This window comes from Alterinioella sp. B-7 (assembly GCF_056857775.1).
Window position 1 is genome coordinate 195,001 of record NZ_JBSXNT010000039.1, and the last position, 26,832, is coordinate 221,832.

25 protein-coding genes and 1 tRNA gene are annotated in these 26,832 nt (G+C 64.8%); 7 read left to right on the forward strand and 19 right to left on the reverse strand.

Annotation, left to right across the window (positions count from 1 at the left end):
• Nucleotides 1–296: 296 nt before the first annotated feature.
• The 6 genes from msrQ to AC13C7_RS15920 form a co-directional block, all read right to left on the reverse strand.
• Nucleotides 297–902: a protein-methionine-sulfoxide reductase heme-binding subunit MsrQ gene (msrQ, locus tag AC13C7_RS15895; RefSeq protein ID WP_172318737.1), complete on the reverse strand. Its 606-nt coding sequence runs from the start codon at nucleotides 900–902 to the stop codon at nucleotides 297–299.
• Nucleotides 903–909: 7 nt separating this feature from the next.
• The gene (locus tag AC13C7_RS15900) at nucleotides 910–1,128 is read right to left on the reverse strand and encodes a GDCCVxC domain-containing (seleno)protein (protein WP_172318735.1); all 219 of its coding nucleotides are present in this window, start codon (nucleotides 1,126–1,128) and stop codon (nucleotides 910–912) included.
• On the reverse strand, nucleotides 1,128–2,033 hold the full coding sequence (gene msrP / locus AC13C7_RS15905; protein WP_172318733.1) for a protein-methionine-sulfoxide reductase catalytic subunit MsrP: 906 nt from the start codon (nucleotides 2,031–2,033) through the stop codon (nucleotides 1,128–1,130). The genes AC13C7_RS15900 and msrP overlap by 1 nt, the downstream gene beginning before the upstream one ends.
• A gap of 70 nt (nucleotides 2,034–2,103) precedes the next feature.
• On the reverse strand, nucleotides 2,104–3,591 hold the full coding sequence (locus tag AC13C7_RS15910) for an FMN-binding glutamate synthase family protein (RefSeq protein ID WP_172318907.1): 1,488 nt from the start codon (nucleotides 3,589–3,591) through the stop codon (nucleotides 2,104–2,106).
• 208 nt (nucleotides 3,592–3,799) lie between these two features.
• Entirely contained in the window at nucleotides 3,800–6,418 is a 2,619-nt protein-coding gene (clpB, locus tag AC13C7_RS15915) for an ATP-dependent chaperone ClpB (protein WP_172318731.1), read from the reverse strand.
• 134 nt (nucleotides 6,419–6,552) lie between these two features.
• Complete coding sequence (locus AC13C7_RS15920) at nucleotides 6,553–6,801, reverse strand: hypothetical protein (RefSeq protein WP_172318729.1); 249 nt, start codon at nucleotides 6,799–6,801, stop codon at nucleotides 6,553–6,555.
• A gap of 276 nt (nucleotides 6,802–7,077) precedes the next feature.
• On the opposite strand from AC13C7_RS15920, the gene AC13C7_RS15925 reads away from it, so the two are divergent.
• Entirely contained in the window at nucleotides 7,078–7,260 is a 183-nt protein-coding gene (locus tag AC13C7_RS15925; protein WP_172318727.1) for a hypothetical protein, read from the forward strand.
• A 240-nt stretch (nucleotides 7,261–7,500) separates the two neighbouring features.
• Nucleotides 7,501–8,196: an orotidine-5'-phosphate decarboxylase gene (pyrF, locus tag AC13C7_RS15930; protein WP_482868057.1), complete on the forward strand. Its 696-nt coding sequence runs from the start codon at nucleotides 7,501–7,503 to the stop codon at nucleotides 8,194–8,196.
• Nucleotides 8,197–8,291: 95 nt separating this feature from the next.
• On the opposite strand, the gene AC13C7_RS15935 is transcribed toward pyrF, so the two are convergent.
• Together AC13C7_RS15935 and AC13C7_RS15940 are read right to left on the reverse strand one after the other, a co-directional pair.
• A complete protein-coding gene (locus AC13C7_RS15935) occupies nucleotides 8,292–8,576 on the reverse strand; it encodes an NfeD family protein (protein WP_172318723.1) in 285 nt (94 codons plus the stop codon).
• Entirely contained in the window at nucleotides 8,576–9,469 is an 894-nt protein-coding gene (locus tag AC13C7_RS15940) for an SPFH domain-containing protein (protein ID WP_446119915.1), read from the reverse strand. The genes AC13C7_RS15935 and AC13C7_RS15940 overlap by 1 nt, the downstream gene beginning before the upstream one ends.
• Nucleotides 9,470–9,574: 105 nt before the next feature.
• Here AC13C7_RS15940 and AC13C7_RS15945 point away from each other — a divergent pair, with 105 nt between their 5' ends.
• The gene (locus AC13C7_RS15945; RefSeq protein WP_446119898.1) at nucleotides 9,575–10,828 is read left to right on the forward strand and encodes a DNA polymerase IV; all 1,254 of its coding nucleotides are present in this window, start codon (nucleotides 9,575–9,577) and stop codon (nucleotides 10,826–10,828) included.
• A 214-nt stretch (nucleotides 10,829–11,042) separates the two neighbouring features.
• Here AC13C7_RS15945 and AC13C7_RS15950 read toward each other — a convergent pair whose 3' ends face one another.
• On the reverse strand, nucleotides 11,043–11,921 hold the full coding sequence (locus AC13C7_RS15950) for an N-formylglutamate amidohydrolase (protein WP_482868058.1): 879 nt from the start codon (nucleotides 11,919–11,921) through the stop codon (nucleotides 11,043–11,045).
• 136 nt (nucleotides 11,922–12,057) lie between these two features.
• On the opposite strand from AC13C7_RS15950, the gene AC13C7_RS15955 reads away from it, so the two are divergent.
• Nucleotides 12,058–12,132 (forward strand) — tRNA-Val (locus tag AC13C7_RS15955).
• A 68-nt stretch (nucleotides 12,133–12,200) separates the two neighbouring features.
• Nucleotides 12,201–12,326 carry a type B 50S ribosomal protein L36 gene (gene ykgO / locus AC13C7_RS15960; protein ID WP_010141322.1) on the forward strand — a complete coding sequence of 42 codons (126 nt, stop codon included), beginning with the start codon at nucleotides 12,201–12,203 and terminating at the stop codon, nucleotides 12,324–12,326.
• Nucleotides 12,327–12,514: 188 nt separating this feature from the next.
• On the opposite strand, the gene AC13C7_RS15965 is transcribed toward ykgO, so the two are convergent.
• The 10 genes from AC13C7_RS15965 to AC13C7_RS16010 all read right to left on the reverse strand — a co-directional run bounded on the left by AC13C7_RS15965 (nucleotide 12,515) and on the right by AC13C7_RS16010 (nucleotide 24,020).
• Entirely contained in the window at nucleotides 12,515–14,587 is a 2,073-nt protein-coding gene (locus AC13C7_RS15965; protein WP_482868059.1) for a peptidoglycan-binding protein, read from the reverse strand.
• Between the two features lie 35 nt (nucleotides 14,588–14,622).
• On the reverse strand, nucleotides 14,623–15,855 hold the full coding sequence (locus AC13C7_RS15970) for a phenylacetate--CoA ligase family protein (protein WP_482868060.1): 1,233 nt from the start codon (nucleotides 15,853–15,855) through the stop codon (nucleotides 14,623–14,625).
• On the reverse strand, nucleotides 15,855–16,682 hold the full coding sequence (locus AC13C7_RS15975) for an ABC transporter ATP-binding protein (protein ID WP_446119907.1): 828 nt from the start codon (nucleotides 16,680–16,682) through the stop codon (nucleotides 15,855–15,857). Before AC13C7_RS15975 ends, AC13C7_RS15970 begins: the two co-directional genes overlap by 1 nt.
• 95 nt (nucleotides 16,683–16,777) lie before the next feature.
• The gene (locus AC13C7_RS15980) at nucleotides 16,778–18,061 is read right to left on the reverse strand and encodes an ABC transporter substrate-binding protein (protein ID WP_172318711.1); all 1,284 of its coding nucleotides are present in this window, start codon (nucleotides 18,059–18,061) and stop codon (nucleotides 16,778–16,780) included.
• Between the two features lie 53 nt (nucleotides 18,062–18,114).
• Nucleotides 18,115–19,191, reverse strand: a complete 1,077-nt coding sequence (locus tag AC13C7_RS15985; protein ID WP_172318709.1) for a branched-chain amino acid ABC transporter permease — start codon at nucleotides 19,189–19,191, stop codon at nucleotides 18,115–18,117.
• Complete coding sequence (locus AC13C7_RS15990) at nucleotides 19,191–19,436, reverse strand: hypothetical protein (protein WP_446119910.1); 246 nt, start codon at nucleotides 19,434–19,436, stop codon at nucleotides 19,191–19,193. Before AC13C7_RS15990 ends, AC13C7_RS15985 begins: the two co-directional genes overlap by 1 nt.
• Before the next feature lie 123 nt (nucleotides 19,437–19,559).
• The gene (locus AC13C7_RS15995; RefSeq protein WP_172318705.1) at nucleotides 19,560–20,546 is read right to left on the reverse strand and encodes a branched-chain amino acid ABC transporter permease; all 987 of its coding nucleotides are present in this window, start codon (nucleotides 20,544–20,546) and stop codon (nucleotides 19,560–19,562) included.
• Between the two features lie 42 nt (nucleotides 20,547–20,588).
• Nucleotides 20,589–21,236 (reverse strand): hypothetical protein, encoded by a 648-nt coding sequence (locus AC13C7_RS16000; RefSeq protein ID WP_172318703.1) that lies wholly within the window; start codon nucleotides 21,234–21,236, stop codon nucleotides 20,589–20,591.
• Nucleotides 21,229–22,047: an ABC transporter ATP-binding protein gene (locus tag AC13C7_RS16005; RefSeq protein ID WP_172318701.1), complete on the reverse strand. Its 819-nt coding sequence runs from the start codon at nucleotides 22,045–22,047 to the stop codon at nucleotides 21,229–21,231. The genes AC13C7_RS16000 and AC13C7_RS16005 overlap by 8 nt, the downstream gene beginning before the upstream one ends.
• Nucleotides 22,044–24,020, reverse strand: coding sequence for an AMP-binding protein (locus AC13C7_RS16010; RefSeq protein ID WP_482868061.1), 1,977 nt, complete (start codon nucleotides 24,018–24,020; stop codon nucleotides 22,044–22,046). Before AC13C7_RS16010 ends, AC13C7_RS16005 begins: the two co-directional genes overlap by 4 nt.
• A 200-nt stretch (nucleotides 24,021–24,220) precedes the next feature.
• On the opposite strand from AC13C7_RS16010, the gene AC13C7_RS16015 reads away from it, so the two are divergent.
• On the forward strand, nucleotides 24,221–26,134 hold the full coding sequence (locus AC13C7_RS16015; RefSeq protein WP_482868062.1) for a PAS-domain containing protein: 1,914 nt from the start codon (nucleotides 24,221–24,223) through the stop codon (nucleotides 26,132–26,134).
• Nucleotides 26,131–26,832, forward strand: a complete 702-nt coding sequence (locus AC13C7_RS16020) for a response regulator transcription factor (protein ID WP_172318698.1) — start codon at nucleotides 26,131–26,133, stop codon at nucleotides 26,830–26,832. Before AC13C7_RS16015 ends, AC13C7_RS16020 begins: the two co-directional genes overlap by 4 nt.

Genomic DNA, 26,832 nt, shown 5'->3' on the forward strand with positions numbered 1-26,832 from the left:
GGTGCATCTCTGCGCCGCCGGTGAGGGGGTGTTTACGGATAGGGCCGGTGACCCGCAAGGGGTTTTTTGAAGAAAGATGCGATTTTTTGCGAACTCTTTTGGTTATCGTTTGTTTTCAGTGTGTTATGGGGGGATTTTTTTGACCATCCGGCAAAGTTTTCGTGTTGCGCAGCCCCTTGCAGGCGACTCGGGGGCGACTCGCGGGGGACTCACCAATCAATATTTGGGGTTATCCACACACCTATCCACAAGTGAGGGTGATTTGGCCCCTCAATCGCGCCGATTCAGGCGCCGAGTCACCGGGCGACTCGGCGCCGCCGAATCCAGATCATCCGAATCCCGACGATTCCGAAGGCCAGGACCAGGTAGGTGATCAACTGCGCTGTCCAGACCCGCTCCTGCATCATGAAATGCACCGCCCCCAATGGAACCGCCAGGTAGACCAGCCGATGCAGCTTCTGCCAGCGCGGCCCCAGGCGCCGGATCCAGCCCTTGGTCGAGGTCAGCGCCAGCGGCACCAGCAACAGGAACGCGGCCATGCCCACCATGATATAGGGACGCTCGGTGATGTCCTCGACGATCTGGCTCCAGAGGAAGACCATATCCAGCGCCAGCCAGGTCAGAAGGTGCAGGCAGATATAGCCGAAGCCGAGCAGCCCGAAGGCACGGCGGAACTTCAGCAGGTTGATCCCGGCATAGCGGCGCAGGGGCGTGACGCAGAGCGAGGCGATGAGAAACTGTAGCGCCAGGATGCCAAGCTGTTGCTCCAGCTCCTTGATCGGCTCCACCCCCAGCCCGCCATTCACACCCAGCCAGAGAAGCCAGACCGCCGGCAGGAAGCCGATGATATAGAGCGGCCATTCCGGCAGCTTGCGCAGGGTGGTGTTCAGGGTGTCGATCATTGTGGCCTCAACAGCAGGGGGTTCCGGCCTGTACCGGCGGGCAAGGGACGGTCCCGAAGGAACAGAACACGCAGCAATCGCCCTCTTCGGGGCGCAGGATCGCGCCGCAGCCGGTGCATTCGTGAAACCAGACGCAGCAATCGGCGGGCATGGTTTCCGGCGTGACCTGCCCGCATGTCGGGCAGGTCAGGGCGGTGGTCATCTTGATGGTCGGCGTGGTGGCCATCAGTAATATACCGACAGGTCCATGCCTTCGTAGAGGCTGGCGACCTCATCCTCGTAGCCGTTGAACATCAGCGTCGGTTCGCGCCCCGAGAACAGGCCGCCGCCGATGCGCCGCTCGGTGGCCTGGGACCAGCGCGGGTGATCCACATTGGGGTTCACGTTGGAATAGAATCCGTATTCGCGCGGGTTCTGCATGTTCCAGGTCGCTTCGGGCATCTCCTCGACAAGGCTGATGCGGACGATCGACTTGATCGACTTGAAGCCGTATTTCCACGGCACCACCAGCCGGATCGGCGCGCCGTTCTGGTTGGGCAGCGGATCACCGTAAAGCCCCGTCGCCAACAGGGTCAGCGGGTGCATCGCCTCGTCCAGGCGCAGCCCCTCGCGGTAGGGCCAGTCCAGGATGGCGCGTTGCTGGCCCGGCATTTCCTCGGGGCGCATCAGCGTTTCGAAGGCCACGTATCGCGCGCCCTCCTGCACGCCGACGCGGGTAAGAAGGTCGGCCAGCTCGAACCCGTTCCACGGCACCACCATCGACCACGCCTCGACACAGCGCAGGCGGTAGATGCGTTCCTCGACCGTCATGCCCTCCATGACATCGGCCATCGACCAGGTGCCGGGATTGTCGACCATGCCGTCGATCTCGATCGACCAGGGCTCGGTCGTCAGCATATGGGCATATGAGGCGGGGTCGGTCTTGCCGGTGCCGAATTCGTAGAAATTGTTGTAGGTCGTGATCTCTTCCAGCGAATTGGGCTCCAGCGCCTCCTGCGCGGCTGCGCGCCCGCCGATCAGGCCGGCCCCCAGCATCGCGGTGCTGCCGGCCATCAACTGGCGGCGGTTCATATACATGTGTTTCGGGGTCACGTCGGCGCGCGTCAGCGGCGAGCGGTAACGATAAGCCATGGCATTTCTCCTTTGCGTTGCGGGCACCCTGCCAAAGACATGGGTGTTCGCAAAGGCAAAGCACGTCCCCTCACGGCATTGTTGAATCGGCGTTACTGCGCGGAAAGACGATATGCATGGGGGTCGACGACCCGTCGGGCTGCACAAGACGCACATGGCGGCGGCGCAAGAGGCGCGGCTCGGTCACGCCCACCGAATGGGCGATGGTCTCCACCTCCTTGATGATGCCCTTGGCATAGAGGGTGACGCGGGTCTCCTTGCGTTCCACCACCAGCCCCTTTTGCAATCGCGCATCATGCGTGGTGATGCCGGTGGGGCAGGTGTTCTTGTTGCATTTGAGCGCCTGGATGCAGCCCAGCGCGAACATGAAGCCGCGCGCCGAAGTCACGAAATCCGCGCCCGCCGCCAGCGCCCAGGCCACATCGCCGGGATTCATCAGCTTGCCGGAGGCCACCAGCCGGATACGATCCTTCAATCCGGCGGTGTCGCGCAGGTCCGACACCATCAAGAGGCTCTCCCGGATCGACATGCCGACAAGATCCATCAGCGGCATGGGTGACGCCCCGGTGCCGCCCTCGCCGCCATCCAGCGTGATGAAGTCCGGCGCGCTTTCGGGGCCGCGCTCGTTGATCAGGGCAAAGAGTTCCTCGAACGGTTCGCGCCCGCCCGCGACGGTCTTGATGCCGACGGGCTTGCCGGTGACCTCGCGGATATGGGCGATCATGTCCAAGAGGTCGGCGTGGGTCTCGATCTCGGGGTGGCGGTTGGGCGACAGGCTGTCCTGGCCGATCGGGATGCCGCGGATCTCGGCGATCTCGGCATTGACCTTCTCGCCGGGCAGGATGCCGCCCTTGCCGGGTTTCGCGCCCTGCGCCAGCTTGATCTCGAACATGCGCACGGTTACATGCGCCGCGATCTTGCGCAGCCGGTCGTCGTTCAGCGTGCCGTCAGGGTTGCGCACGCCGTATTTCGCGGTGCCGATCTGAAAGACGATGTCGCAGCCGCCCTCGAGGTGGAACGGCGACAGCGCCCCCTCGCCGGTGTTCAGCCAGATATTGGCCGCCTTCGCCCCCCGGCTCAGGGCGCGCACGGCAGGCTTGGAAATCGCGCCATAGCTCATGCCCGAGATGTTGAAGAAGGACGGGGCCATGTAAGGGTGGCGCGCATAGGGGCCGATCTCCATCGGCTCGGTCGAGGCATATTGATCGTCCAGCGGCGGGAAGGGCGAATTGACGAAGATCGGCGTGCCGGGGATCTCCAGGTTGCGGGTGGAGCCGAAGGCCAGCGTGTTCGACCCGCCATCGGCGGTATGCTTGACCCAGTCGCGCTGCGCCCGGTTGAAGGGCAATTCCTCGCGGTCCATGGCGAAGAAATACTGCCGGAAGAACTCGCCCAGCGCGGTAAAGATGTGCCGGAACCGCCCGATGACGGGGTAGTTGCGCCGGATCGCGTCGCCCGTCTGCACCCGGTCGATGATCGCCAGCACCACGATGATCAGCGCGACCAGCCCGAGGATGAAGACGAAAGCCTGCGCCAGAATCTCCAGAAATGCGTTCATCATCGGCCTGCGTCCCCCCTCGCGGTGCCCGGCCAGCTTGCCCGCTGGCGGCGCATCGCGCAATCGGCCATCGCGAAGCACGATCAGCCCGGCCCACCGACATCCCGATGATGCTGCTCCATGAACGGGGTCATACAAACCCTGATCGGGGTTCCGCCGCCCGGCAGATAGCAAAACGCCCCCGAGATCATCGGGGGCGTTTCATTCTTCAGTGAACCACGGCTTCCTCGGGCGGTTGCCGGTTCGAGGAACTGACGCGGTCGCCCACGATCAGCCCGTCGGTTCCGGCGCTCACCGGCACGGTCTCGCAATCCTTGACCTCAGCCGCCAAAAGCATCTCGGCCAGCGGGTTCTGCAACGCGCGTTGGATCACCCGCTTGAGGGGCCTTGCGCCGAAGACCGGGTCATAGCCCTCATCGGCCAGCCACTTGATCGCGCCCTCATCCAGCTCCAGCGTGATCTTGCGATCCGCCAGACGGCGGCGCAGATGGCCAAGCTGGATCTCGACAATCCCATCCATGTCATCGCGGCTGAGCCGGTCGAAGATGATGGTCTCGTCCAGTCGGTTGAGGAACTCGGGCCGGAAATGCGCCCGCACCGCGTCCATCACGTCGCGCTTGGCGTCGCTGGCATCCGCCCCTTCCGGCAGTTGGCTCAGCGCCTGCGCGCCCAGGTTCGAGGTCAGCACGATCAGCGTCTGCTTGAAATCGACCGTGCGGCCCTGACCATCGGTCAGCACGCCATCGTCCAGCACCTGCAACAGCACGTTGAACACATCCGGATGCGCCTTCTCGACCTCGTCGAACAGCACGACCTGATAGGGCCTGCGCCGCACGGCCTCGGTCAGCACGCCGCCCTCGTCATAGCCGACATAGCCCGGAGGCGCGCCGATCAGGCGGGCAACGGCGTGTTTCTCCATGAATTCGCTCATGTCGACCCGCACCATCGCGTGTTCGTCGTCGAAGAGATAGGCGGCCAGCGCCTTGGTCAGCTCCGTCTTGCCGACACCCGTGGGGCCAAGCATCAGGAACGAGCCCAGCGGCCGGTTCTCGTCATGCAGACCCGCCCGCGCGCGGCGCACGGCGTCCGAGACGGCCTTGACCGCCGTGCGCTGACCAATCACGCGCTTGCCAAGCTCGGCCTCCATGCGCAGCAGCTTGTCGCGCTCGCCCTCCAGCATCTTGGAGGTCGGGATGCCGGTCCAGCGCTCGACGACGCTGGCGATCTGCTCGGGCCGCACGGCTTCCTCGACCATGACATCGTCGTCATGATCCTCGGCTTCCGCCAACTGCTTCTCAAGCTGCGGAATGACGCCGTAAGACAGCTCGCCCGCCTTGGCCAGATCGCCCGCCCGCTTGGCCTGGTCCAACTCGGCCCGCGCATGGTCCAGCCGTTCCTTGAGGTTGCGCGCGCTTTCCAGCTTGTCGCGTTCCGACTGCCATTGCGCCGTCATCTCGGACGAGCGCTCCTGCAACTCGGCCAGGTCCTTCTCCAGCTTGACCAGCCGATCCTTGGAGGCCGCGTCATCCTCTTTCTTCAACGCCTCGGCCTCGATCTGCTTTTGCAGGATGTCACGGTCCAGCGCGTCCAGCTCCTCGGGCTTGCTATCGACCTCCATCCGCAACCGGCTGGCCGCCTCGTCCATCAGGTCGATGGCCTTGTCGGGCAGGAAGCGGTCGGTGATGTAGCGTTCGGACAATTGCGCGGCGGCCACAAGCGCGGCGTCGCTGATCCGCACCCCGTGGTGCAACTCGTACTTCTCCTTGATCCCGCGCAGGATGCTGATCGTGTCGGCCACCGTCGGCTCTTCGACCAGAAGCGGCTGGAACCGGCGGGCAAGGGCCGCGTCCTTCTCGACATATTTGCGGTACTCATTCAGCGTGGTCGCCCCGACGCAGTGCAACTCGCCCCGCGCCAATGCCGGTTTGATCAGGTTGGCCGCATCCATCGCGCCATCCGATTTACCCGCGCCCACCAGCGTGTGCATCTCGTCGATGAAGAGGATGATCTCACCGGCTGCCGCCGAGATTTCATTAAGGACGGCCTTCAGCCGCTCCTCGAATTCACCACGATATTTCGCGCCCGCAATCAGCGCGCCCATATCCAGCGACATCAGCGTCTTGTTGCGCAGGCTTTCGGGCACATCGCCATCGACGATGCGCATGGCAAGGCCCTCCGCGATCGCGGTCTTGCCCACGCCCGCCTCACCGATCAGGACCGGGTTGTTCTTGGTCCGGCGGGAAAGCACCTGCATCGCCCGACGAATTTCCTCGTCACGGCCGATAATGGGGTCGATCTTGCCCTCGCGCGCAGCCGCTGTCAGGTCGCGGGCGTATTTCTTGAGGGCCTCATAGTTGTCCTCGGCACTGGCGGAATCCGCCGTGCGCCCCTGCCGGATATCGTTGATCGCGGCATTCAGCACCTGCGCGTTGACGCCTCCGGCCTCCAGCGCCTCGCGCGCCTTGGACTTGACCATCGCCAGCGCGGTCAGCAGCCGTTCGACGGCGACGAAACTGTCACCGGCCTTCTCGGCCAGCTTCTCGGCCTCGCCCATGACCTTGGCGGTTTGGCTGTCCATGTAAAGCTGCCCGCCACCGTCGCCGGTCACCTTGGGCAGTTTCGACAGCGCCAGGTTGGCGCTTTCAGCCACGCGCGCCACATCCCCGCCCGCGCGGGTGATGAGGTTGGCGGCCATGCCCTGATCGTCGTCAAGCAGCGCCTTCAGCAGATGTTCGGGAACCAGTTTCTGGTGGTCTTCACGCTGGGCAATGGTCTGCGCCGCCTGAAGAAAACCGCGTGCGCGGTCGGTGAACTTCTCCAAGTTCATGTGCTCTCTCCTTTTCACAAGCGCCCGGGATCTGCCCGCCCGTCAAAGCGGCGCGCGGCAAGGTTCGGGCCTTGTCAGATAGATGGGGAGCAGGGCACGCGTTCGCAAGAGTACAACCCGCGCGAAGAGCCGCGTCAGACAAGCACCCAGATCAGCAAGATCAGGGCGATGACCAGGACACCGCCCCACAATGCCCCCGGACGGAACGCGCGGCGCTGCTGGGTCATCAGCCGCTCTTCCTCGGATTGGGGCGGGTGTGCGCCGGGGTCGACGCCGTGGGTCGGGTCATCCGTCACCGCCCTGTTCGGCGGGGTCGCGGCCTCACCGGAGAGGGGGTCGCGGCGGACATATTCGGGGTCATGGCTGGTTTCGCGGGCAGGCATGGCTTCGGTCTCCTTTCGGCAAAGGGTCTCGAGACCAAACCCCTTGCCGGTGGCCTTTGTTCCGCAGTCCTGCGAAACTGGGGGGAGAGGCACCATATTCGCGCCAGGGCGGTCCGGGTTTCAGGCGCCGGCGAAGGCACAGGGCCGGTTTGCAACTGGTCCGGCAGGCATATTTCGCGCGTCCCTGACGATTTCTGAAAAAACTTTGAAACCTTTTGCCGCGCCCGCGCGTCTTACAGGTATCAGACGATTGAAACCACGAAGGAGCCGGAGACAATGCGTATCGACCTGACCCATGTCGCCTATGACGCGCAGCACGCCTGTTTCCGGGCGGATGCCATCCTGCACCACGGCTCGCACCACCGCGCCATCACCTGTGCCTGGCACGGGCCGCGCGACGCCTCCTTCCCCGAAATCAGCGTGGGCCTCAGCAACGAGGCCAGGCGCGCAAGGAAATAGAGTTCCCCAAGGCGCGGCCCTTTTGAGGCCGGGGTTGTCCCTCCCCCGCTTCTTTCCCCGGGGGCCGCGCCACCTAAGAACACCCAGGCGGACCCCTGCCCCTCCGTCCTGCTTGGGTTCCCGGCCCGGATCCGCGGTTTGTCCCTCCCGCGCATCCGGGCCGAAGTCTGTCTGGTGGATGGACAGCCACGCCGCCCGCGACTAATCACGCGAGGAGTGCGGAAAACGGGGGAGAATGGCATGAGCGATGACCGGCTGATCGTGGGGCTCGACCTGCCCAACGCCATGGCGGGGCTGGAGATGGCGGAGCGTCTCGGCGATACCGTGGGGTTCTACAAGATCGGGCTCGGCATGCTGACCGGCGGCGGCCTCGCGCTGGCCAATGAGCTGAAGCAGGAGCATGGCAAGCGCATCTTCCTGGATATGAAGCTGTTCGATATCAGCGCCACGGTCGAGGCGGCGGTGCGGGGCCTGACGCAGTTCGACCTCGATTTCCTGACCGTGCATGGCGACCCGCATGTGGTGCGCGCCGCCAAGCAAGGTGCCGCGGGAACCGGCCTCAAGATCCTCGGCGTGACCATCCTGACCTCGCTGGACCGGGCCGACCTGGACGCTTGCCTGATCCGCGACGGCGATATGGCCGACCTGGTGGTCGAGCGCGCGGGCCGGGCGTTTGAAGCCGGGGCCGACGGCATCATCGCTTCGCCGCAGGAGGCCGCCCGCATCCGCGCCCTGCCCGAAGCCCAAGGCCGGTTGATCGTCACCCCCGGCGTGCGTCCGGCGGGCAGCGACCTGGGCGACCAGAAGCGGATCGCGACCCCGGCCCGGGCAATCGCCGACGGGGCCGATCACATCGTTGTGGCGCGCCCCGTGATACGGGCCGCGGACCCGGCCGCGGCGGCGCGGACCATCCTGGACGAGATCGCGGGGCTCTGAGCGCAGCGCAAGTGGGGGCCAGCCCCCACACCCCCGAGGTATTTCTGGCAAAATGAAAGACAATTTTAGTCGAATTGTCCCGAGTTGGGGCCGCGTCAGTTCTCGTTGATGTCGCTGTCGAAGGTTTTCACCTGGCCCCGGCGCACGCCCAGAACCTTGCGCAGCGCCAGCCAGGCAATCAGCGACAGTACCGCGTAGCCCAGGATCATCGCGGGCACGGATCCGACCAGCAGCGCCGCCAGCGGCCCGCCGATGATCAGGACCAGCGCCACCGCCGCCGCCCCGATGGCGAAGCCGAGCAGCACATAGGCCGGCATCAAGACCTCACCGATGGCCAGCACGATCGCGGCTGCGGCCCAGAACCACCATTCCGACAGCATCAGCCCCGTCCTTTCAGCATCTGGAACGCCTTGCCGAAGGCATCGGCGGCATCGGCGGGCACCACGATGGTCTGGGTGCCGGCGCTCTGCCCCATCAGGGCAATCGATTCGACCTGTTTCAGCGCGATCTGGTATTGCGCCGCTTCCAGCCCGTTCTCGGCGATGGCGGCGGCAACGGCGCGGGTGGCATAGGCCTCGGCATCGGCCTGGATCTTGCGCGCCTCGGCGGTCTTCTCGGCGGCGTAGAGCTGCGCGTCGGCGGCCAGTTCGACGGCCCGTTTCTGGCCCTCGGCCTCGGTCACATGCGCCCGCCGCGCGCGCTCCGCGTTCAACTGCTGCAACATCGCATCCCGCGTCGCCTGGTCGAGGTTCACATCCAGCAACTCGGCCCGCGTCACCTCGATTCCCCAGTCATCCACCGCCTGTTCGACGCTGCGCTTGATCTGCACGATCAGCTGGTCGCGGTTCGATTGCACCTCGTCGAGGTCCATCTTGCCGATCTCGGCGCGCACGATCCCCGCAACGGTGGTCGAGATCGCGGCATCCACGTCGCGGATCCGGTAGACGGTCTTTTCAGGCTCCAGGATGCGGTAGAACACGGATGTGTCGATCTGCACCAGCACGTTGTCCTTGGTGATCGCGTCCTGACTGGCATTGGGCAATTGCCGCTCCAGGATCGAGATCTTGTGCGCCACCCGGTCGAGGAAGGGCACGATGAAGTTGATCCCCGGCCCAAGCACCGATTTCAGCCGTCCGAACCGTTCGACGACGAATTTCTGGCTCTGCGGCACGATGCGAATGCCAAGGTAGACGCAGAGCAGGATGAAGCCTGCCAGCAGGAGTATCACGATGTTGCCGCCAAGCAGCCCATCCAGAATGGCTTCGAAATCCATGATGCTATCCTCGTTTTTCATCTATGCGACTATGCAATGGGTCCATGAAACGTGCTAGATCAGTTTTGGCCCCGAACGGCCCCTGCCACAAGCCTTGATTGCCCGATGCCCGCCCTTTGCCGCGATTGCCTGACCCGGTTCGATGCCGGACGACGCTGCCCCGCCTGCGGGCGGCCCCGCATCGTGGCGCATGCGGAGCTCTTCGATCTCGCCATCGCGCATATGGATTGCGACGCCTTCTATGCCAGTGTCGAGAAACGCGACAACCCGGAGTTGCGCGACAAGCCGGTGATCATCGGCGGCGGCAAGCGCGGCGTGGTCTCCACGGCCTGCTACATCGCGCGCATCAAAGGCGTGCGCTCGGCGATGCCGATGTTCCAGGCGCTGAAACTCTGCCCCGAGGCGGTGGTGGTGCGGGGCCGGATGGAGGTGTATGTCGAGACCTCGCGCCGGATCCGCGCGATGATGGAGGAGATGACCCCAGCCATCGAGCCGCTCTCCCTGGACGAGGCGTTCATGGACCTCACCGGCACCGAGAAACTGCACGGGGTGCCGCCTGCCGTGATGCTGGCCCGCCTTACCCGCCGGATGCAGGCAGAGCTTGGGATCACCGGCTCGATCGGCCTCAGCCACAACAAGTTCCTGGCCAAGATCGCCTCGGATCTCGACAAGCCGCGCGGGTTCTCGGTGATCGGCGCAGCCGAGACGGTGGAGTTCCTCGATCCCAGGCCGGTCGGCCTGATCTGGGGCATCGGCGCGGTCGGGCAGGCGGCGCTGGACAAGGCGGGCATCCGCACCTTCGCCGATCTCAGGCGATGGGACCGGCAGGATCTGCATGCGCGCTTCGGATCCATGGGGGATCGCCTCTGGCACCTCGCGCGCGGGCAGGATCACCGCCGGGTCAGCCGCAATGCCCCGATGAAAAGCCTCTCATCAGAGACCACGTTTTTCGAGGACACCTCCGACCCCGATCTGCTGGACGGCCATATCTGGCGGCTGGCCGAGAAGGTCTCGGACCGCCTCAAGGCCAAGCGCATCGCGGGCCGGGTCGTGGTGCTGAAACTCAAGCGGGCCGATTTCACCCTGATCTCGCGCCGCCGCAGCCTGGAGGACGCAACCCAACTGACCGACCGCATCTACCGCGCAGCAAAGGCGATGTTCGACCAGGTGCCGCAGGGAAAACCCTACCGCCTGCTCGGCGTCGGCGTATCGGATATGGTGGCCGAGGACCACGCCGACCGCAGCGGCAACCTGCTCGACCCGCAGGAGGCCGCCCGCATAAAGGCCGAACGCGCCAGCGACGAGATTCGGCGCAAATTCGGTGCCGATGCGATCGTCAAAGGCCGCTCTCTGCGTTAACCCCACATCAAGGTTCAAGCACTTTGAGTTTGTCTTGAATCGATAGACGCTGCCTCTCCCTGCGGTCGAACGCGCCTTTCGATGCAGTCGGGATCAGATGAAACGCAGAATGCTGTAACGCCCGCCCCTTCTTTCATTTTGCCCAAAATACCTGCGCCCATTGCCCGGTAGGCGGCGAATGCCGGCGTAAGGGGAGGCTCCCGACCCCCGCAACCTACTCCGCCGCCAGCGGCATCGCACCATCGTCGGCCCCGATCATCTGCCGCAACACCCCGGTCATCAGTGCCTTCACATGGCGGAAATTCCCGTTCGGGCGGATCGTCGCCTCATCCATGTATAGCGACCGGTCGATCTCGATCTGGATCGCATGGGCCCCGCGTGAGGGCCGCCCGTAATGCTGCGCGATATAGGCCCCGGCAAAGGGGGTGTTGCGGCTGACCACCAGGCCGCTGCCCTGAAACGCCGCCTCCAGCGCGTCGACCGTCATCGCCCCGGCCGAGGCCCCGAAGCGGTCGCCGATCACCACGTCGGGGCGCGGGGTGCCGGGGCTGCGGGCAACGTTTTCCAGCGCCTCATGCGGCATCGAATGGATGTCCAGCAGCACCGCCTGGCCGAACCCCGCCAGCGTGTCGGTCATCAGCCGCTCCAGGCAATCGTGATAGGGGTGCCAGACCGCGTCCAGCCGCGCCTCGGCCTCGCGCCTCGTCAGCTTGCCGCGATAGATCAGCCGCCCGTTCGCCACCACGCGCGGGATCACGCCCAAACCGGAGGACACGCGCGGATTGGACGGCACGCGGGCCACGCCCTCGATCACGGCGGGGTCCAGCTCGTCGCTGCTGCGGTTGAGGTCGATATAGGCGCGCGGGTACTCGGCGGCCAGCAAGGGCGCGCCAAGCGCCGGGGCCTCGCCCACCAGCATATCGACAAAGGCATCCTCGGAGGACCGGATGCTGCGTTCGTCCAGGATCGTGCTGCGCGCAAAGCTCCACGGGTAGTGCCGGCCCGAATGCGGCGAGGCCACAATGACCGGTCCGGCCTGCCTGTCGGGCAACTCGAGCCGGTAGGCCGGACGGGAGGGGGAACGCTCTGTCATCGCCTGTCATATTGCGCGATTCTGACGCGCTTCAAAAGCCCTTGAACACCTGCCCGACTCCTTTTATAGACCCCCTACCCAACGTGGCGATGCTGCGGCTGGCCGGTGTCCGGTTTGTCCAGTTTCGCGATTTAGGGGGTGATTAGCTCAGCGGTAGAGCACTTCGTTGACATCGAAGGGGTCACTGGTTCGATCCCAGTATCGCCCACCATTTTCCGCCCTTGTCCCAAGGGCATAACCCCAAGGCGCATCGCCGCGCCGCGATAGAGGAGAGGACCGATGAAGGTCAGAAACTCGCTCCGTTCGCTCAAGCAGCGTCACCGCGATTGCCGCGTCGTGCGCCGTAAGGGCCGTGTCTATGTGATCAACAAGACGCAGCGCCGGTTCAAGGCCCGCCAGGGCTGAACCTGCCACCAGAGCAGACTCGAAAAAGCGCCGCGAGGGACATCCCCCCGCGGCGCTTTTCTTGCGGTGCGGCGATCCGCATTTCTGCCTGACCCAAGACCCGAGGTGGATCGAAAAGCGCGTTCCGCCGGACGGGCAGGCAATGTTGGACAATCGCGAACCTGGCGCGCAACGGCATCGGGCGCGGGTCAGTTGTTCCCGCCCAATGCCTCCACGGTCAACAGCGCCATGGTCTGCCGATCCAGCATGCCGGTCTCCTCCAGGCCCCGCGACCGCTGATAACGGCGCAGCGACGCGACGATATCGGCCTCGGACACATTGCCATTCGGCAACAACCCCACGCGGCGCAATCCGGTGGCCGCAAGCTGAAGCTGCGCCTGCGACATCTGCCCGATCGCCGGATCGCTGGGGCCGCCGGTCAGCGCGTCGATCCGGGTCTGCGCCTCGGCGGCATGGGCGCCCTCGCTGAAATCGTCCAGATACTGGCGATAGGCCGCGACGGTGTCCTGGTCGCGCGCAGTGCGCCAGGCCTGTTCGTCGGCGTTCCCGGTCTGCAATCGCTGCCGCGCGTCGTCGGCATGGCGGCCGTCGGGGTAGATGTTCAGGTAATCGCGATAGGCCTGCGCGGTGCCCGCATTCACGGCCGCCTGCCAGGCCTGGTTATCGGCCTGGATCTCGTTGATCCGCGCGCGGGCCCGCTGGACATGCGGGCTGTCCGGATAGGTGTTGATGAAGGCGCGATAGGCGTCCAGCGTGTCTTCGGCGCGCGCCTGCTGCCACGCCTGCCCGTGATTGCCCGCCGTGACCAGCGCATTCAACTGCTGGCGCGCGGTCTGGTTGAAGATGCCCTGCGGATAGCTTTGCAGATAGGCGCGCAGGCCCGCCTCGGTGCCATTCGCCCCGGTCTGGCTCCAGTAATCGCGATCCTGCTGCGCATTGATGTCCTCCAGCCGCTGGCGGGCGAGCCCCGCGAACTGGCCCTGCGGATAGCGTTGCAGGTAGGCGCGCAAGCCCGCCTCGTTGGTGCCGCGCCCGGTCTGGTTCCAATAGTCGATATCGGCCTGCTCGGCGCGCGCCTCCTCGATGGCGGCGATACGTTCGCGGGCAATCTCGGCGAACTCTCCGTTGGGATAGCGGTTCAGATAGGCGCGCAGGCCCGCCTCGTCATTGCCGCTGCCGGTCTGCTGCCAAAAGGCGCGGTCCTGGGCCTGGAGCTCGGCCCGGCGCACCTCGCCCTGATCGGCCAGGCGCTGCACCTGGGCCGCGTCCAGGTAGCCCGTGGATTGCAGGTTGTTGTCCCGCTGCCAGGCCCGGATGCCGCCGCGCGTGCCCTGGCCAAAGATGCCGTCAATCCCCGCGCTGTAGTAATTCAGAACCGCAAGATCGCGCTGGATCTGGCGGCGCTGGGTGCGGTTGAGGCCAAGCGCGGCTTCCACCTCCTCGGGGGTCAATTGCGGCTGCGGCGGTTGCAGCGCCGCGATGCGGGCCCGCGCCTCGGCGGCGTAATAGCCGTTAGGATAGCGGTTCAGATAGGCCTGGTAGGCGAAGACATTGTTCAGTGCCACCATCGCCTCCCAATAGGATTGGTCGGCGGGCGGCACGGTGGGTGTCACGACGGGCGCGGGCATGAAAGGCTGATCGGGCGCGTCGATCGCCTGCACGCTCAACCCCGGTGCCCGCTCGAAGGCGGCGCGCAGGGGTCGGCCCTGCACCAGCAATTCGCGGGTGGCGAAACGGGCCACGGCGGCGGGGTGGCCGATGGCCAGCGTCACGCCCTCGGGCACCTCCAGGTTGCCAAGACCCTCGTTCAACCCCGGCCCCATCGGCAGGCCCTGGTCCTCGGGGCCCAACAGCACCAGCGCGCGGCCCTCCGAGGCCGCCGCAATATCCAGAAGCAACTGCACCGGGATGCCCGCGCCCGAGACCGAGCCAAGCCCCTGCACCCCGGCCTCGCGCCCGAGGAACCAGGTCAGCCCCTCGAAATGCACGAACCGGCCCGCCAGGATGATGACCATGCGGTCCTCTTCCTGCATGGCGACCAATTCGCCGACCAGCCCGCGTAGGGTCTCGGTATCGGCGTCGATGGCGCTGATCACCTCGAAGCCCGCGTGATCCAGCGGTTGCAGCGCCGTGCCGACATAGCGCGGCGCGCCGTAGCTGTTGGTGGCGATCCCGTCGACGGTGCCGACGACAAAGGCGGTATCGGCCTGCGCAGGCAGGGCCACCGACATCAAGAGCAATGCCCGAACAAACGATCTCATGTGAAAACCTCCTCTTAAATCGGGGGCACACGAGATCAGTCGTAGCTGCGGCGATCCTCGATGACTTTGCCGTCATTCGGCAGGGATCCGACCGGAACGATCTCGATTCGCCCCCTCAACTTTAGCGTATCCAGAACCGATTGTTCATAAACGCTTGCGTCAGTGGCCTCGGTCTCCAGTTGCACCTGCATAACGTCCATCTCGCCTTCTCGTTCCGCGACGATGCGGGCGCGGGTCAGGTCGGGATGGCGCGCGACCAGGTCGGCGACCTGTTCGGGGCGCACGAACATGCCCTTGATCTTGGTCGTCTGGTCGGCGCGGCCCATCCAGCCCTTGATGCGCATATTGGTGCGGCCACAGGGGCTTTCGCCTGCCATGACAGCGCTCAGATCGCCCGTGGCAAAACGGATCAGCGGGTAATCGGGGTTCAGCGTTGTGACCACGACCTCGCCCACTTCGCCCTCGGCGACCGGATCCCCGGTGCCGGGGCGCACGATCTCGACGATCACGCCCTCATCGACGATCATCCCCTCGATCGCGGCGCTTTCATAGGCGATGTTGCCCAGATCGGCGGTGGCATAGCTTTGCAGGCAGGCGATGCCCCGGTCGGCATATTCCTGCCGCAGGCTGGGGAACAGCGCCCCGCCGCCCACCACCGCCTTTGTGATCGACAGCGAAAGCCCCATCTGGTCGGCCTTGTCCAGGATCACCTTCAGGAAATCCGGCGTGCCCGCATAGGCCGTGACGCCGATGTCATGCGCGGCGCGGGCTTGCAGCTCGGTCTGGCCGGTGCCCGCGGGCAGCACGGTCGCCCCCACGGCGCGCGCCCCCGATTCGAAGATCATGCCGGCGGGCGTCAGGTGATAGCCGAAACAGTTCTGCACGATATCGCCCTTGCCCACACCGGCGGCGTGCAGGAACCGGCCCATGCGCCACCAGTCATCACCGATGTTACCGGGCTCATAGATCGGCCCGGGGCTTTGGAAGATATGCGCAAATCCGCTGACCGGGCCCGCGAACCCGCCAAGCGGCGCCTCCCCGGCCTGCGCCTTGCCGATCTCGGATTTGCGCAGCACCGGCAGCGCGGCAAGCGCGGTGCGGTCGGTCACCGAGGCCGGGTCGATCCCGGCCAGAGAGGTTGCATACCCTGCCAACGCCTTGGCCCGCGCGATCTGCTCGGGCAGGGCCCTGGCCATATCGGCGGCCCGCTGATCGGCGCTGCGGGTTTCCAGCTTGTCGAAATGCGATGTCACAACAGCGTCCTTCATCAGCTCAACCACCTCTTGCGGCGACGATACGACCGCACATCGCGGAACGATTTGCGGCCCTCCTCGGACATGCCGAGGTAGAATTCCTTCACATCCGGGTTCTCGCGCAGGCTGGCGGCGGGGCCGTCCATCACGACGCGGCCCGATTCCAGGATGTAGCCGTAATGCGCGAAGCGCAGCGCCACGTTGGTGTTCTGCTCGGCCAGCAGGAAGGTCACGCCCTCGTTCTCATTCAGGCCCTTCACGATGCCGAAGATCTCCTCGACCAGTTGCGGAGCCAGGCCCATCGACGGCTCATCCAGCAAAATGGTCTCCGGGCGGCTCATCAGGGCGCGGCCGATGGCGCACATCTGCTGTTCCCCGCCCGAGGTATAGCCCGCCTGGCTGCGGCGGCGTTCCTTGAGCCGGGGGAAATAGTCATAGACCAGATCGAGATCGGCGGCGATGGCGCCGCGCCCGTCCTTGCGGGTGTAGCTGCCGGTCAGCAGGTTTTCCTCGATGGTCAGGTGTTCGAAACAGTGGCGGCCCTCCATCACCTGGATCACGCCGCGTTCGACGAGGTCCGAGGGGCTGAGGTCCTGCACCCGTTCGCCGCGATAGACGATCGAGCCCTTGGTAACCTCGCCGCGCTCACTATGCAGCAGGTTGGACACGGCCTTCAGCGTCGTCGTCTTGCCCGCCCCGTTGCCGCCAAGCAGCGCGGTGATGCCGCCCTTGGGCACCTTCAGGCTGACGCCCTTCAGCACCAGGATGACGTGATTGTAGATCACCTCGATATTGTTGACCTCAAGCAGCGTGTCCTGATCGGTCGGTGCGGCGTCCAGCATGGCGAAATCTCCGGCCTCTCTCGGCCCAAATCAGTCGTGAAAGTTGGTCCCGGCGGCGGGCGCTGTGCCGCCGCCGGGGATGGTCTGGCGTCGGCTTACATCGCGCAGTCGCGCGGCTCGATTCCGCTTTCTTCCGCGAAGGCCATCGAGTCTTCCTCGATCAGCGGCTGCGTGACGGAATCGTCGGGCGCGATGAAATCGGTCAGCGTGACCCATTCCTGATCGGCGGCGTTCCACTGCTGGATACGGCCCATGCCGGGGCCGCCATGGTTGGCGCAGGTCACCTCAAAGGCGGGGCCGACGCCGGGCATGCCCAGTTCTTCCATCCGCTCTTCGGTGATTTCCAGCGCTTCCATGCCGTCGCGCATCATGGATGCGTCGATCTGGTCGACACCGTGGATTTCCTGCGCGGTGCGGGCGGCCTCGGCGGCCAGCATCGCGGCATACATGCCACGGGTATAGAGCACTGAGCCGAGGTTCGAGCCGTCACCGGCGGCAAGGCCGGCATCATGCACATACTGCTGGATCTCGTCGAAGACCGGCAGATCGCCCAGCACGTTCATGTTCAGCGACAGGTAGCCATCGGCATCGGCACCGGCGGGCATCACGTCATGTTCGGCACCGGCCCACCAGTTGCCGATGAACTGATCCATCGGATACCGGATGTTGGCGGCTTCCTGCACCGCGACCTGGTTCATCACGCCCCAGCCCCACATCACGACATAATCGGGACGCTCGCGGCGGATGGTCAGCCATTGGTTGCCCTGTTCCTGGCCGGGGTGATCGACGGCCAGTTGCACCAGCTCGAAGCCATGCTCCTCGGCCAGGATCTCCAGCGTGCGGATCGGCTCGCGGCCATAGGCCGAGTTGTGGTAGAGCAGCGCGATCTTCTGGCCCTCCAGCGAGCCCTCATTCTGCTCCAGCAGGTAGTTGATGATCACCGATGCGCCATCCCAGTAATTCGCCGGGTAGTTGAAGACCCATTCGAACACTTCGCCATTGGCGGCCGAGGTGCGGCCATAGCCCATCGTGTGCAGCGGGATGCCATCGGCGGTCACGCGCGGGATCAGCTGGTAGGTGATGCCGGTCGATAGCGGCTGATAGACCAGCGCGCCTTCACCGCGGGTGGCCTCGTAGCATTCCACGCCGCGCTCGGTGTTATAGGCGGTCTCGCATTCGGGCACGCGCGTCATCACGCCGCCGATGCCGCCGTCACGCTCGTTCAGCAGCGTGAAGTAGTCGGCATAGCCATCGGCAAAGGGGATGCCCCCCGCCGCATAGGGCCCGGTCCGGTAGCTCAGCGACGGGAACACGAGCTCGGCCATCGCCGGTCCCGCGGCCATCAGGCCCGCCACGGTCAGTGTCAGAAGTTTCTTCATCTTTGGTCCTCCCTTGGATCCTTTGGATGTCGTTGTTGTTGTGGCCCCACCCGTCAATGCGGGAACGGCCAGAGTCTCAGTTTTTCCTTCGCCAGGCGCCACAGCTGCGCCAGGCCATGCGGCTCGACGATCAGGAAGAAGACGATCAGCCCGCCGACGATGACGAATTGCAGATGCTGCACGATATCGGTGGGCCAGCCGAACATGTCGACGCCGACGATCTTCAGCACCACCGGCAACAGCACCATGAAGGCCGCCCCCGCGAAGCTGCCGAAGATCGACCCCAACCCCCCGATGATCACCATGAACAGCACGAGGAACGACTTGGAGATGCCGAAGGCTTCGCCGACCTCGACCGCGCCCAGGAAGATCGAGAACAGCAGCGCCCCGGACACGCCCACGAAAAACGAGGAGATCGCAAAGGCCGTCAGCTTGGCCTTCAGCGGGTTCACCCCGATGATCTCGGCGGCGATATCCATGTCGCGGATCGCCATCCATTGCCGCCCGACCGATCCGCGCGTCAGGTTGCGCGCGACCCAGGACAGCACGATGACAAAGCCCAGCGCAAAGAGGTATTTCACCCAGACCTCGGCATTCGGCCCGGTCACCGGCACCCCGAACATCATCCGCTCGGGCGCGTTGATCTGGCCCGAGGCGGAATAGTTGTAGAACCACGGCACCCGGTTGAAGATCCAGACCAGGAAGAACTGCGCCGCCAATGTCGCCACCGCCAGGTAGAACCCCTTGATCCGCAGGCTCGGCAGGCCAAAGAGAACGCCCACCCCCGCCGTGATCAGCCCCGACAGAAGCGTGATCGTCACCATGTCCATCCAGACAAAGGCCGTCATCAGCTTGTAGGTCGCATAGGCCCCCACCGCCATGAACCCGCCGGTGCCAAGGCTGACCTGCCCGCAATAGCCGGTCAGGATATTCAGCCCGATGGCGGCAATGGCATAGATCAGGAACGGGATCAGCAGCGCGTTGGCCCAGTAATCGTTGATGACAAGGGGAATGACGAAGACCGCCACGAATAGGACCGCCCAGTAGCGCCACCGGTCGAAGGCGATGGGAAAGGTCTGGTTGTCGGCGGCATAGGTGGTCTTGAAGTCACCTGCTTCACGATAGAACATCAGACGGTTTCCTCATCTTCGATTGTATGATCGGCCCGGTTGGCGGGCGTGGCGTAGCCGGTGCGCTCGGAATGGCGCACCAGCCAGAGATAGGCGAAGAGGCCCAGCCCCGCGCCGATGGCGGCAAGGATGACGGCCACGGTCACATGCCCGGTGTGATCGGCATCCGCGCTCAGCGCGAGATAGCCGAAGGCCCAGAACCCCGACCAGGCGATGACATTCAGGATCGCAATCAGCTTGGCCATGTCGCATCCCCCCTTGGGTGGATGGGTCCGCGCCCGCGCGGGTTCACCCACCATGCCGCACCGGCAGGGGCTCCGCCCGTCCCTCGCTGAAAACGCTCCACCGGAGCCCTTTCCCGGCGCTCGTCACACCCTCTCAATGATCTTCTCCCCAAAGAGGCCCTGCGGCCGGAACACGAGGAACAGCAGCGCCAGCACATAGGCGAACCAGTTTTCCGTCGCCCCCCCGATCAGCGGCCCGACCGAGAACTCGAACAATGCCTCGCCCACGCCGATGATCAGCCCGCCGACAATCGCGCCGGGGATCGAGGTGAAGCCGCCCAGCATCAGCACCGGCAGCGCCTTCAGCGCGATCAGGCTCAGCGAGAACTGAACCCCCGATTTCGCGCCCCACATGATGCCCGCAACCAGCGCGACAAAGCCCGCCAGCGACCACACGAGGATCCAGACGAAATTCAGCGAGATGCCCACCGACAGCGCCGCTTGGTGGTCATCGGCCACCGCCCGCATGGCGCGGCCCTGCTTGGTGTATTGCGCGAACGCCACCAGCCCGGCGACCAGCACGGCGGCCACGATGGTGGCGACGATATCGAGGTTGTCGATGAAGAAGCCGTAGCCGAACCAGTTGAAGGTGGTCTCGTCAATCGCCAGGTTGATGCCCTGAGGCAGGCCCACATCCAGCGTCCGGATCTCGGACCCCCACATCAGGTCGGCCACCCCTTCCAGGAAATAGGCAAGGCCGATGGTGGCCATGAAGAGGATGATCGGCTCCTGCCCCACGAGGTGCTTGAAGATCACCTTCTGCACGAAGAAGGCGAAGCCGACCATCACCAGCACCGTCAGAAGGATCGCCAGCAGCGCCGGCACATCCCAGCCGAAATCGTAGATCTCGGTGCCGAAGATGGCGTTGATCAGGTGACTGAACGGCACCCGCCCCTCCTGGATGCCGACCAGCGTCATGGCGGCGAAAAGGGCCATCACCCCTTGCGCATAATTGAAGATGCCGGAGGCCTTGAAGATCAGCACGAAGCCGAGCGCCACCAGCGAATACATCACGCCGGTCATCAGGCCGTTGAGCGTGACCTCCATCGCGAAGATGAGTTGTTCAGGCATGTCGCGGCCTCATTGCTAGGGTGTTAACGGGTTGGGTCACGATCATTGAAGTCGCTCCGAACAGGCGAGCGGCACATCGTCAAAGAAAACACTGAAAAAGATCCGGTAGCCTGGCACACCGTCCTGATTGACGTCTTCAAAGATCTCGGCATGAATATTCGTCTGCGGCGCTCCTGGTTGGTCCGGATCGATACAGGGGAAGACCCTACGACTGCCTGCGGACTCGTCATGCGGCATGAAGTTGGGCGCGGCGATCGGGTCGCCATATCCGTCCTCCATCAGCGCGCGCACCTCGTTGGCGGTCGCGGGGGCAAGCGGCGCAAAAAAACTGCAGCGCATCAGAAGGCCCTCGCCGTTATGAAACCTGTACTCCGCCAACCCGCTGCCGCCCTGCGTGGCGGAGTGCAGGGTTACATCCAGACGCACCGCACCGTTGGCGGCATCCGCCGCCAGCCCCGCAATCGCGTGCGGACCAATTATCGGGTTAGCGTTCATGATGATTTCGCGGCAAAAGTTGTAGTCGGCATAGATTCGATGCACCGCCCACTCAGCGGGGGTGTCCTGCGCTGCGACAGACGAGGCCAACACCGAAAAGATCGACGCAACTCCGAAACGCCATGCCGTCTGTACAGGGGGTGCATCGGGGGGTGTACGGGGGGTGTACGCCCGTTTCAGAGGAAATTCAGTCATGCGCCACCCCCAGATAGGCGTCGATAACCTCCTGGTTCTGGCGCACCTCGTCGGGGCTGCCATCGCCGATCTTCTTGCCGTAATCCATCACCACGACACGGTCGGACAGGTCCATGACCACGCCCATATCGTGCTCGATCAGGGCGATGGTGGTGCCGAACTCATCGTTCACGTCGAGGATGAAGCGCGACATGTCTTCCTTCTCCTCCACGTTCATCCCCGCCATCGGTTCATCGAGCAGGAGCAGCTTGGGTTCCGCCACCAGCGCGCGGGCCAGTTCGACCCGCTTCTTCAAGCCATAAGGCAGCCGCCCAACAGGTGTCTTGCGGATCGCCTGGATCTCGAGAAAGTCAATGATTTCCTCGGCTTTGCGGCGATGCTCCACCTCTTCGCGCTGCGCCTTTCCCCACCAGATCGCCTGGTCGAGAAAGCTGGAGCTCATGTGGTTGATCCGCCCGGTCATGATGTTGTCCAGCACGCTCATCCCGTCAAAAAGGGCGATGTTCTGGAAGGTCCGCGCGATGCCCTGCCGGGCGACCTGGTAGGGCTTCATCGCCTTGCGGCGGGCGCCGTGATACCAGACCTCGCCCTCCTGCGGATGGTAGAAGCCCGAGATCACGTTCAGCATCGAGGATTTCCCCGCGCCATTGGGCCCGATAATGGCCCGGATCTCGCCCTCGCGGATGTCGAAGGAGATGTCCTTGATCGCCACAACGCCCCCGAACCGCAGGGTAATATTGCGCATCTCCATCATGACGCCGCCAATCGTGCGCCCGTCCTCGGTGACGGTGCTGGTGCTCATGTCATTCATTCCGCAGCCACCCTCGTATGTGCCGTATCCTCGATCACCGCCGCGTCGCGGATCTGGAGCGTGGCCTTGATCTTGCCCTTGCGGCCATCCTCATAGGTCACTTCGGTCTCGGTGTAGATTTCGTCCGACCCGTCATAGAGCGCGGTGATCAGGTCGTGGAATTTCTCCTCGATGATCTTGCGGCGCACTTTTCTGGTCCGCGTCATCTCGCCGTCATCGGCATCCAGTTCCTTGTGCAGGATCAGGAAGCGGTGGATCTGGCAGCCTGACAGCATCTCGTCATTGGCCAGGGACTTGTTCACCGTCTCGACATGTTCCTGAATGGTGTTCAGAACCCGCGGATGCTGCGCCAGTTCCTGATACGACCCATAGGCGATATTGTTGCGCTCGGCCCAGTTGCCCACGGCGGTCAGGTCGATATTGATGAAGGCGGTGCAGCGGTTGCGGCCATTGCCGAAAACCACGGCCTCCAGGATGTCGGGGTAGAATTTCAGCTTGTTTTCAACATATTTCGGCGCGAACAGGCTGCCATCGGCCATCTGCCCCACATCCTTGGCGCGGTCGATGATGCGCAGATGCCCGGTCTCTTCCTCGAAGAAGCCCGCATCGCCAGTGGCCACCCACCCTTCCGCGTCCTTGGTATCCGCCGTGCTTTCGGGGTTCTTGTAATACTCCACGAATGTGCCGGGCGAGCGATAGAAGATCTCGCCATTCTCGGCGATCTTGATCTCGACGCCGGGCGACGGCACACCCACGGTATCGGCGCGCACTTCGCCATCGGGCTGCGCGGTGATGAACACGGTCGCCTCGGTCTGGCCGTAGAGCTGTTTCAGGTTGATGCCGAGCGAGCGGTAGAACTCGAAGATCTCCGGCCCAATCGCCTCCCCCGCCGTATAGCCCACGCGCACGCGCGAAAGCCCGAGCGTGTTCTTCAACGGGCCGTAGATCAGCTTGTCGCCGATCCAGTACTTGATCCTGTCGCCCATGCTGACCGGCTTGCCGTCCAATATGGCGGGACCGACCTTTTTCGCGTGCGCCATGTACTTGTCGAAAAGGCGCTTCTTGAATTTCCCCGCATCCTCCATGCGGATCATCACATTGGTCAATTGCGTCTCGAACACGCGCGGCGGGGCAAAGTAATAGGTCGGCCCGATCTCGCGCAGGTCGGTCATCATCGTGTCGGCGCTTTCGGGGCAGTTGGTGCAGAACCCCGTCCAATAGGCCTGCCCGATGGAGAAGATGAAATCACCGACCCAGGCCATCGGCAGATAGGCCAGGATGTCCTCCGACGGGCGCAGGTGATCGAACTCCGACGAATTCTTGGCCGTCTCGATCACGTTGCGGTTGGACAGCACCACGCCCTTGGGCTTGCCCGTGGTGCCCGAGGTGTAGAGCATCACGCAGGTGTCGTCATATTCCAGCTTGCTCTCGCGGCGCTCAAGCTCTGGCATCAGCCTCACGCGCGCGGCGCGGCCCTCGCCCTGGATGTCAGAGAGCGCGTGCAGCGTGGTGTGGTCGTATTTCCGCAATCCACGCGGATCCTGGTAGATGATGTGCTCGACGCATTTGACCGTCTCCTGCACCTCGATCACCTTGTCGACCTGCTCCTGATCGCCGCAGATGGTAAAGCGCGCGCCGGAATGATCGACGACATAGGCCATCTCCTCGGCGCTGGCATCCTGGTAAAGCGGCACTGGAACCGCGCCGATCTTCATCGCGGCGACCATCGACCAGTAGAGCGCGGGACGGTTGCGGCCGATGATGGCGATATGATCGCCCTCGGCGGCCCCCAGCGCCAGAAAGCCGAGCGCGATGGCCTCGATCTCGTCGGCGGCTTCGCGCCAGGTCCAGCTTTGCCAGATCCCGAATTCCTTTTCCCGATAGGCCGGCTTGCTGCCGAACTGCGCGACATTGCGCGCCAGCAATTCCGGCACGGATTGGGGGCGTCCCCGGACCGCGGTCTTCTCAGCCAAATGTCTTCCTCCCCTGACCGGGCTATCCCCGGCACCGTGGTCACGCCTTCCCCTGCGCGACTCACTGCGCGAAACGTGACCTGCACATCTGTCACCGGCAAATTTGTCCTGACTTTTGCGCAATCCTAACGAATTGTAACAGGGCTTGGCGGCGCCCTGCGCGGCGGTGTAGCCATGACAGGCTGACCCGGAGAGAGCACATGGCCAGATCGGACGCCACCGCCCAGATGACCCGCGCCGGGTTGAACCTGATCCAGCAGGCGCTGTCGATCTTCGACAGCAACCTGCGGCTGGCGGTTTGTAACCGGCCCTACCAGACGATGTTCGGACTGCCCCAACATCTTGTCACCCCCGGAGCACCCTTCGACGAAACCATCCGCTACCTCGCCACCACCGGTGAATACGGCGCGGTCGAGGATATTGACGCGTTCGTGCAGGTCCGTGTCGACCAGGCCCGTGATTTCGTGCCGCATTACATGGAACGCACCCGGTCCAACGGGCGCACCATCAGCGTCGAGGGCAGCCCCCTGCCCGGCGGCGGCTGGGTCACGGTCTATACCGACATCACCTCGATCAAGAACCAGGAGGGGCTGTTGCGCGCCCGGTCAGAGGAACTGTCCGACCAGCTTCTGACCCATGCCGAGGAACTGGCCCGCACCAACCGCCAGCTCGAGGCCACCATCGCGCAACTGGAGGAGGCCAAGCGCGGGCTGGCCGAGGCCGAGGCCCGCACCCGCCTGACCACCGAAATGATGCCCGCCCATATCGCCCATATCAGCCGCGACGAGGTCTATCTCTATACCAACAGGCGGCTTTCGACCCTTCTGCCGGGGCGTCGCGCCGACATCACCGGGCTGCATTTCGATGACGCGCTTGGCCCCGCGCTGGCGCGGCGGCTGCGGCCCTTCCTGCACAAGGCGCTGGACGGAAGCGCTTGCGTGTATGAATTCACCGATGCGGATTCGGGCCGCCGCATCCGCACCGCCTTCACCCCGGACACCAGTGATGGCGGGGCCTACCTGCTGTCGACCGACGTGACCGAGGAAACGCAGACCCGCGAGGCGCTGGCCCAGACCCACAAGCGGGAACTGGCGGCGCAACTGACCAGCGGGCTGGCGCATGATTTCTCGAACCTGCTGACCATCATCCTCGGGCTGCAAAGCCGCCTGGAAAAGACCCCGCTCAGCGATGCCGCGCGCGAAATGACCGCCGCGACGACCGCCGCCGCGCGCCGGGGCGGCACGTTGCTGGACCGGATCGCGCATATCTCGGGGCCCCGCGAACTGGCCCCCGCGCCGGTCGAGATGCGCCGGTTCTTCGAGAATTTCGCCGCGCTCGCCCGCGCGCCCCTGCCCGACCATATCGACCTCTCCATCACGCAGAGCCTGCCGGACGAGTTGCTGATGCTCGACGAAGGCTCGCTGCAGGACAGCCTGTTGAACCTCGTCCTCAACGCCCGGGACGCCATCGGGGCGGAACGCGGCACGATCACCCTCCGCGCCCACAAGGTCCGCGACACCTGGTTCGAGATCGTGGTCGAGGATAGCGGGCCGGGATTTTCCCGTGAGGCGCTGGCCGGCGCGCTGGATCCGTTCTTCACCACCAAGGGGCAGGCCGGATCGGGGCTCGGCCTGTCGATGGTGTTCGACATGGCCAAGCTGTCGGGCGGCAATGTCACGCTTGCCAACCACCAGGGCGGCGCGCGCGTCACCCTGCGCCTGCCGCTGCGCCCCGTGCCCGCCGACGCCGCGCAACCCAAGCTGGTGCTGCTGGTGGAAGACATGCCCGCCCTGCGCGTCTCGGTCCGCGAGATGCTGACCGATCAGGGCCACCAGGTGATCGAGGCCGACAATTTCACCGAGGCGCTGACACTGTCGGACCTGCCCGCCATCGACGCGGTGCTGTCCGATATCAAGCTGCCGGGCCACACAACCGGCGTCGACCTGCTGGAGCGCATCGCGGATCAGCGCCCCGACCTGCGGCTGGCGCTGATGACCTCGCTGCCCGAAACGCACCCGTTGCGCGCCCGCGGTGCGACCCGCTGGCCGGTGCTGTCGAAACCCTTCAACGCCGGGCAGCTTCACGCCGTCCTCAGCCAGGAGGTCGCGCCATGACCGCGCCCCTTGTCGCCATCCTGGACGACGAACCCCAGATAAGGCTGATGCTGTCCGAAGCGTTGCAGGAGGCCGGATTCCGCACCGCCACCTATGCCCGCGCGACCGAGTTCGAGGCCGCGCTGCAATCCACCACGCCCGATGTCTGCCTGGTCGATCTGGGCCTGCCCGACCGCGACGGGCTGGCGCTGGTGCATCGGCTGGCGCTGGAATCCGGGGCGGCAATCATCATCATTTCAGGCAGGGCGCAGGTGCAGGACCGGGTGACGGGGCTGGAACTGGGGGCCGACGATTACATCATCAAGCCCTTCGACCCGGCCGAGGTCGTGGCCCGCGTCCGCGTTCGCCTGCGCGACGCCAGGGCCAAGCCCGCCGAGGCGCAAACCGCCCGTTTCGCGGGCTGGACGGCGCATTTCGACCGCTACGTGCTGGTGGCCGAAAACGGCGACGAGGTCAGCTTTTCCCACGCCGAGGGCGAGGTTCTCCGCCTCTTCCTCGACAGCCCCAAGCGCCTGATTTCACGCCAGCAGATGCAGGAAACGCTTGGCGGTGCGGCGGGCGAAAGCTTCGACCGCGCGATGGATGTCCGCGTCAGCCGGTTGCGCACCAAGCTGCGCGAAGACCCCAAGAACCCGCGCCTGATCAAGACAATCTACGGCGCGGGGTATATTTTTCTGGGGGATGTGACCTGGGGGTGA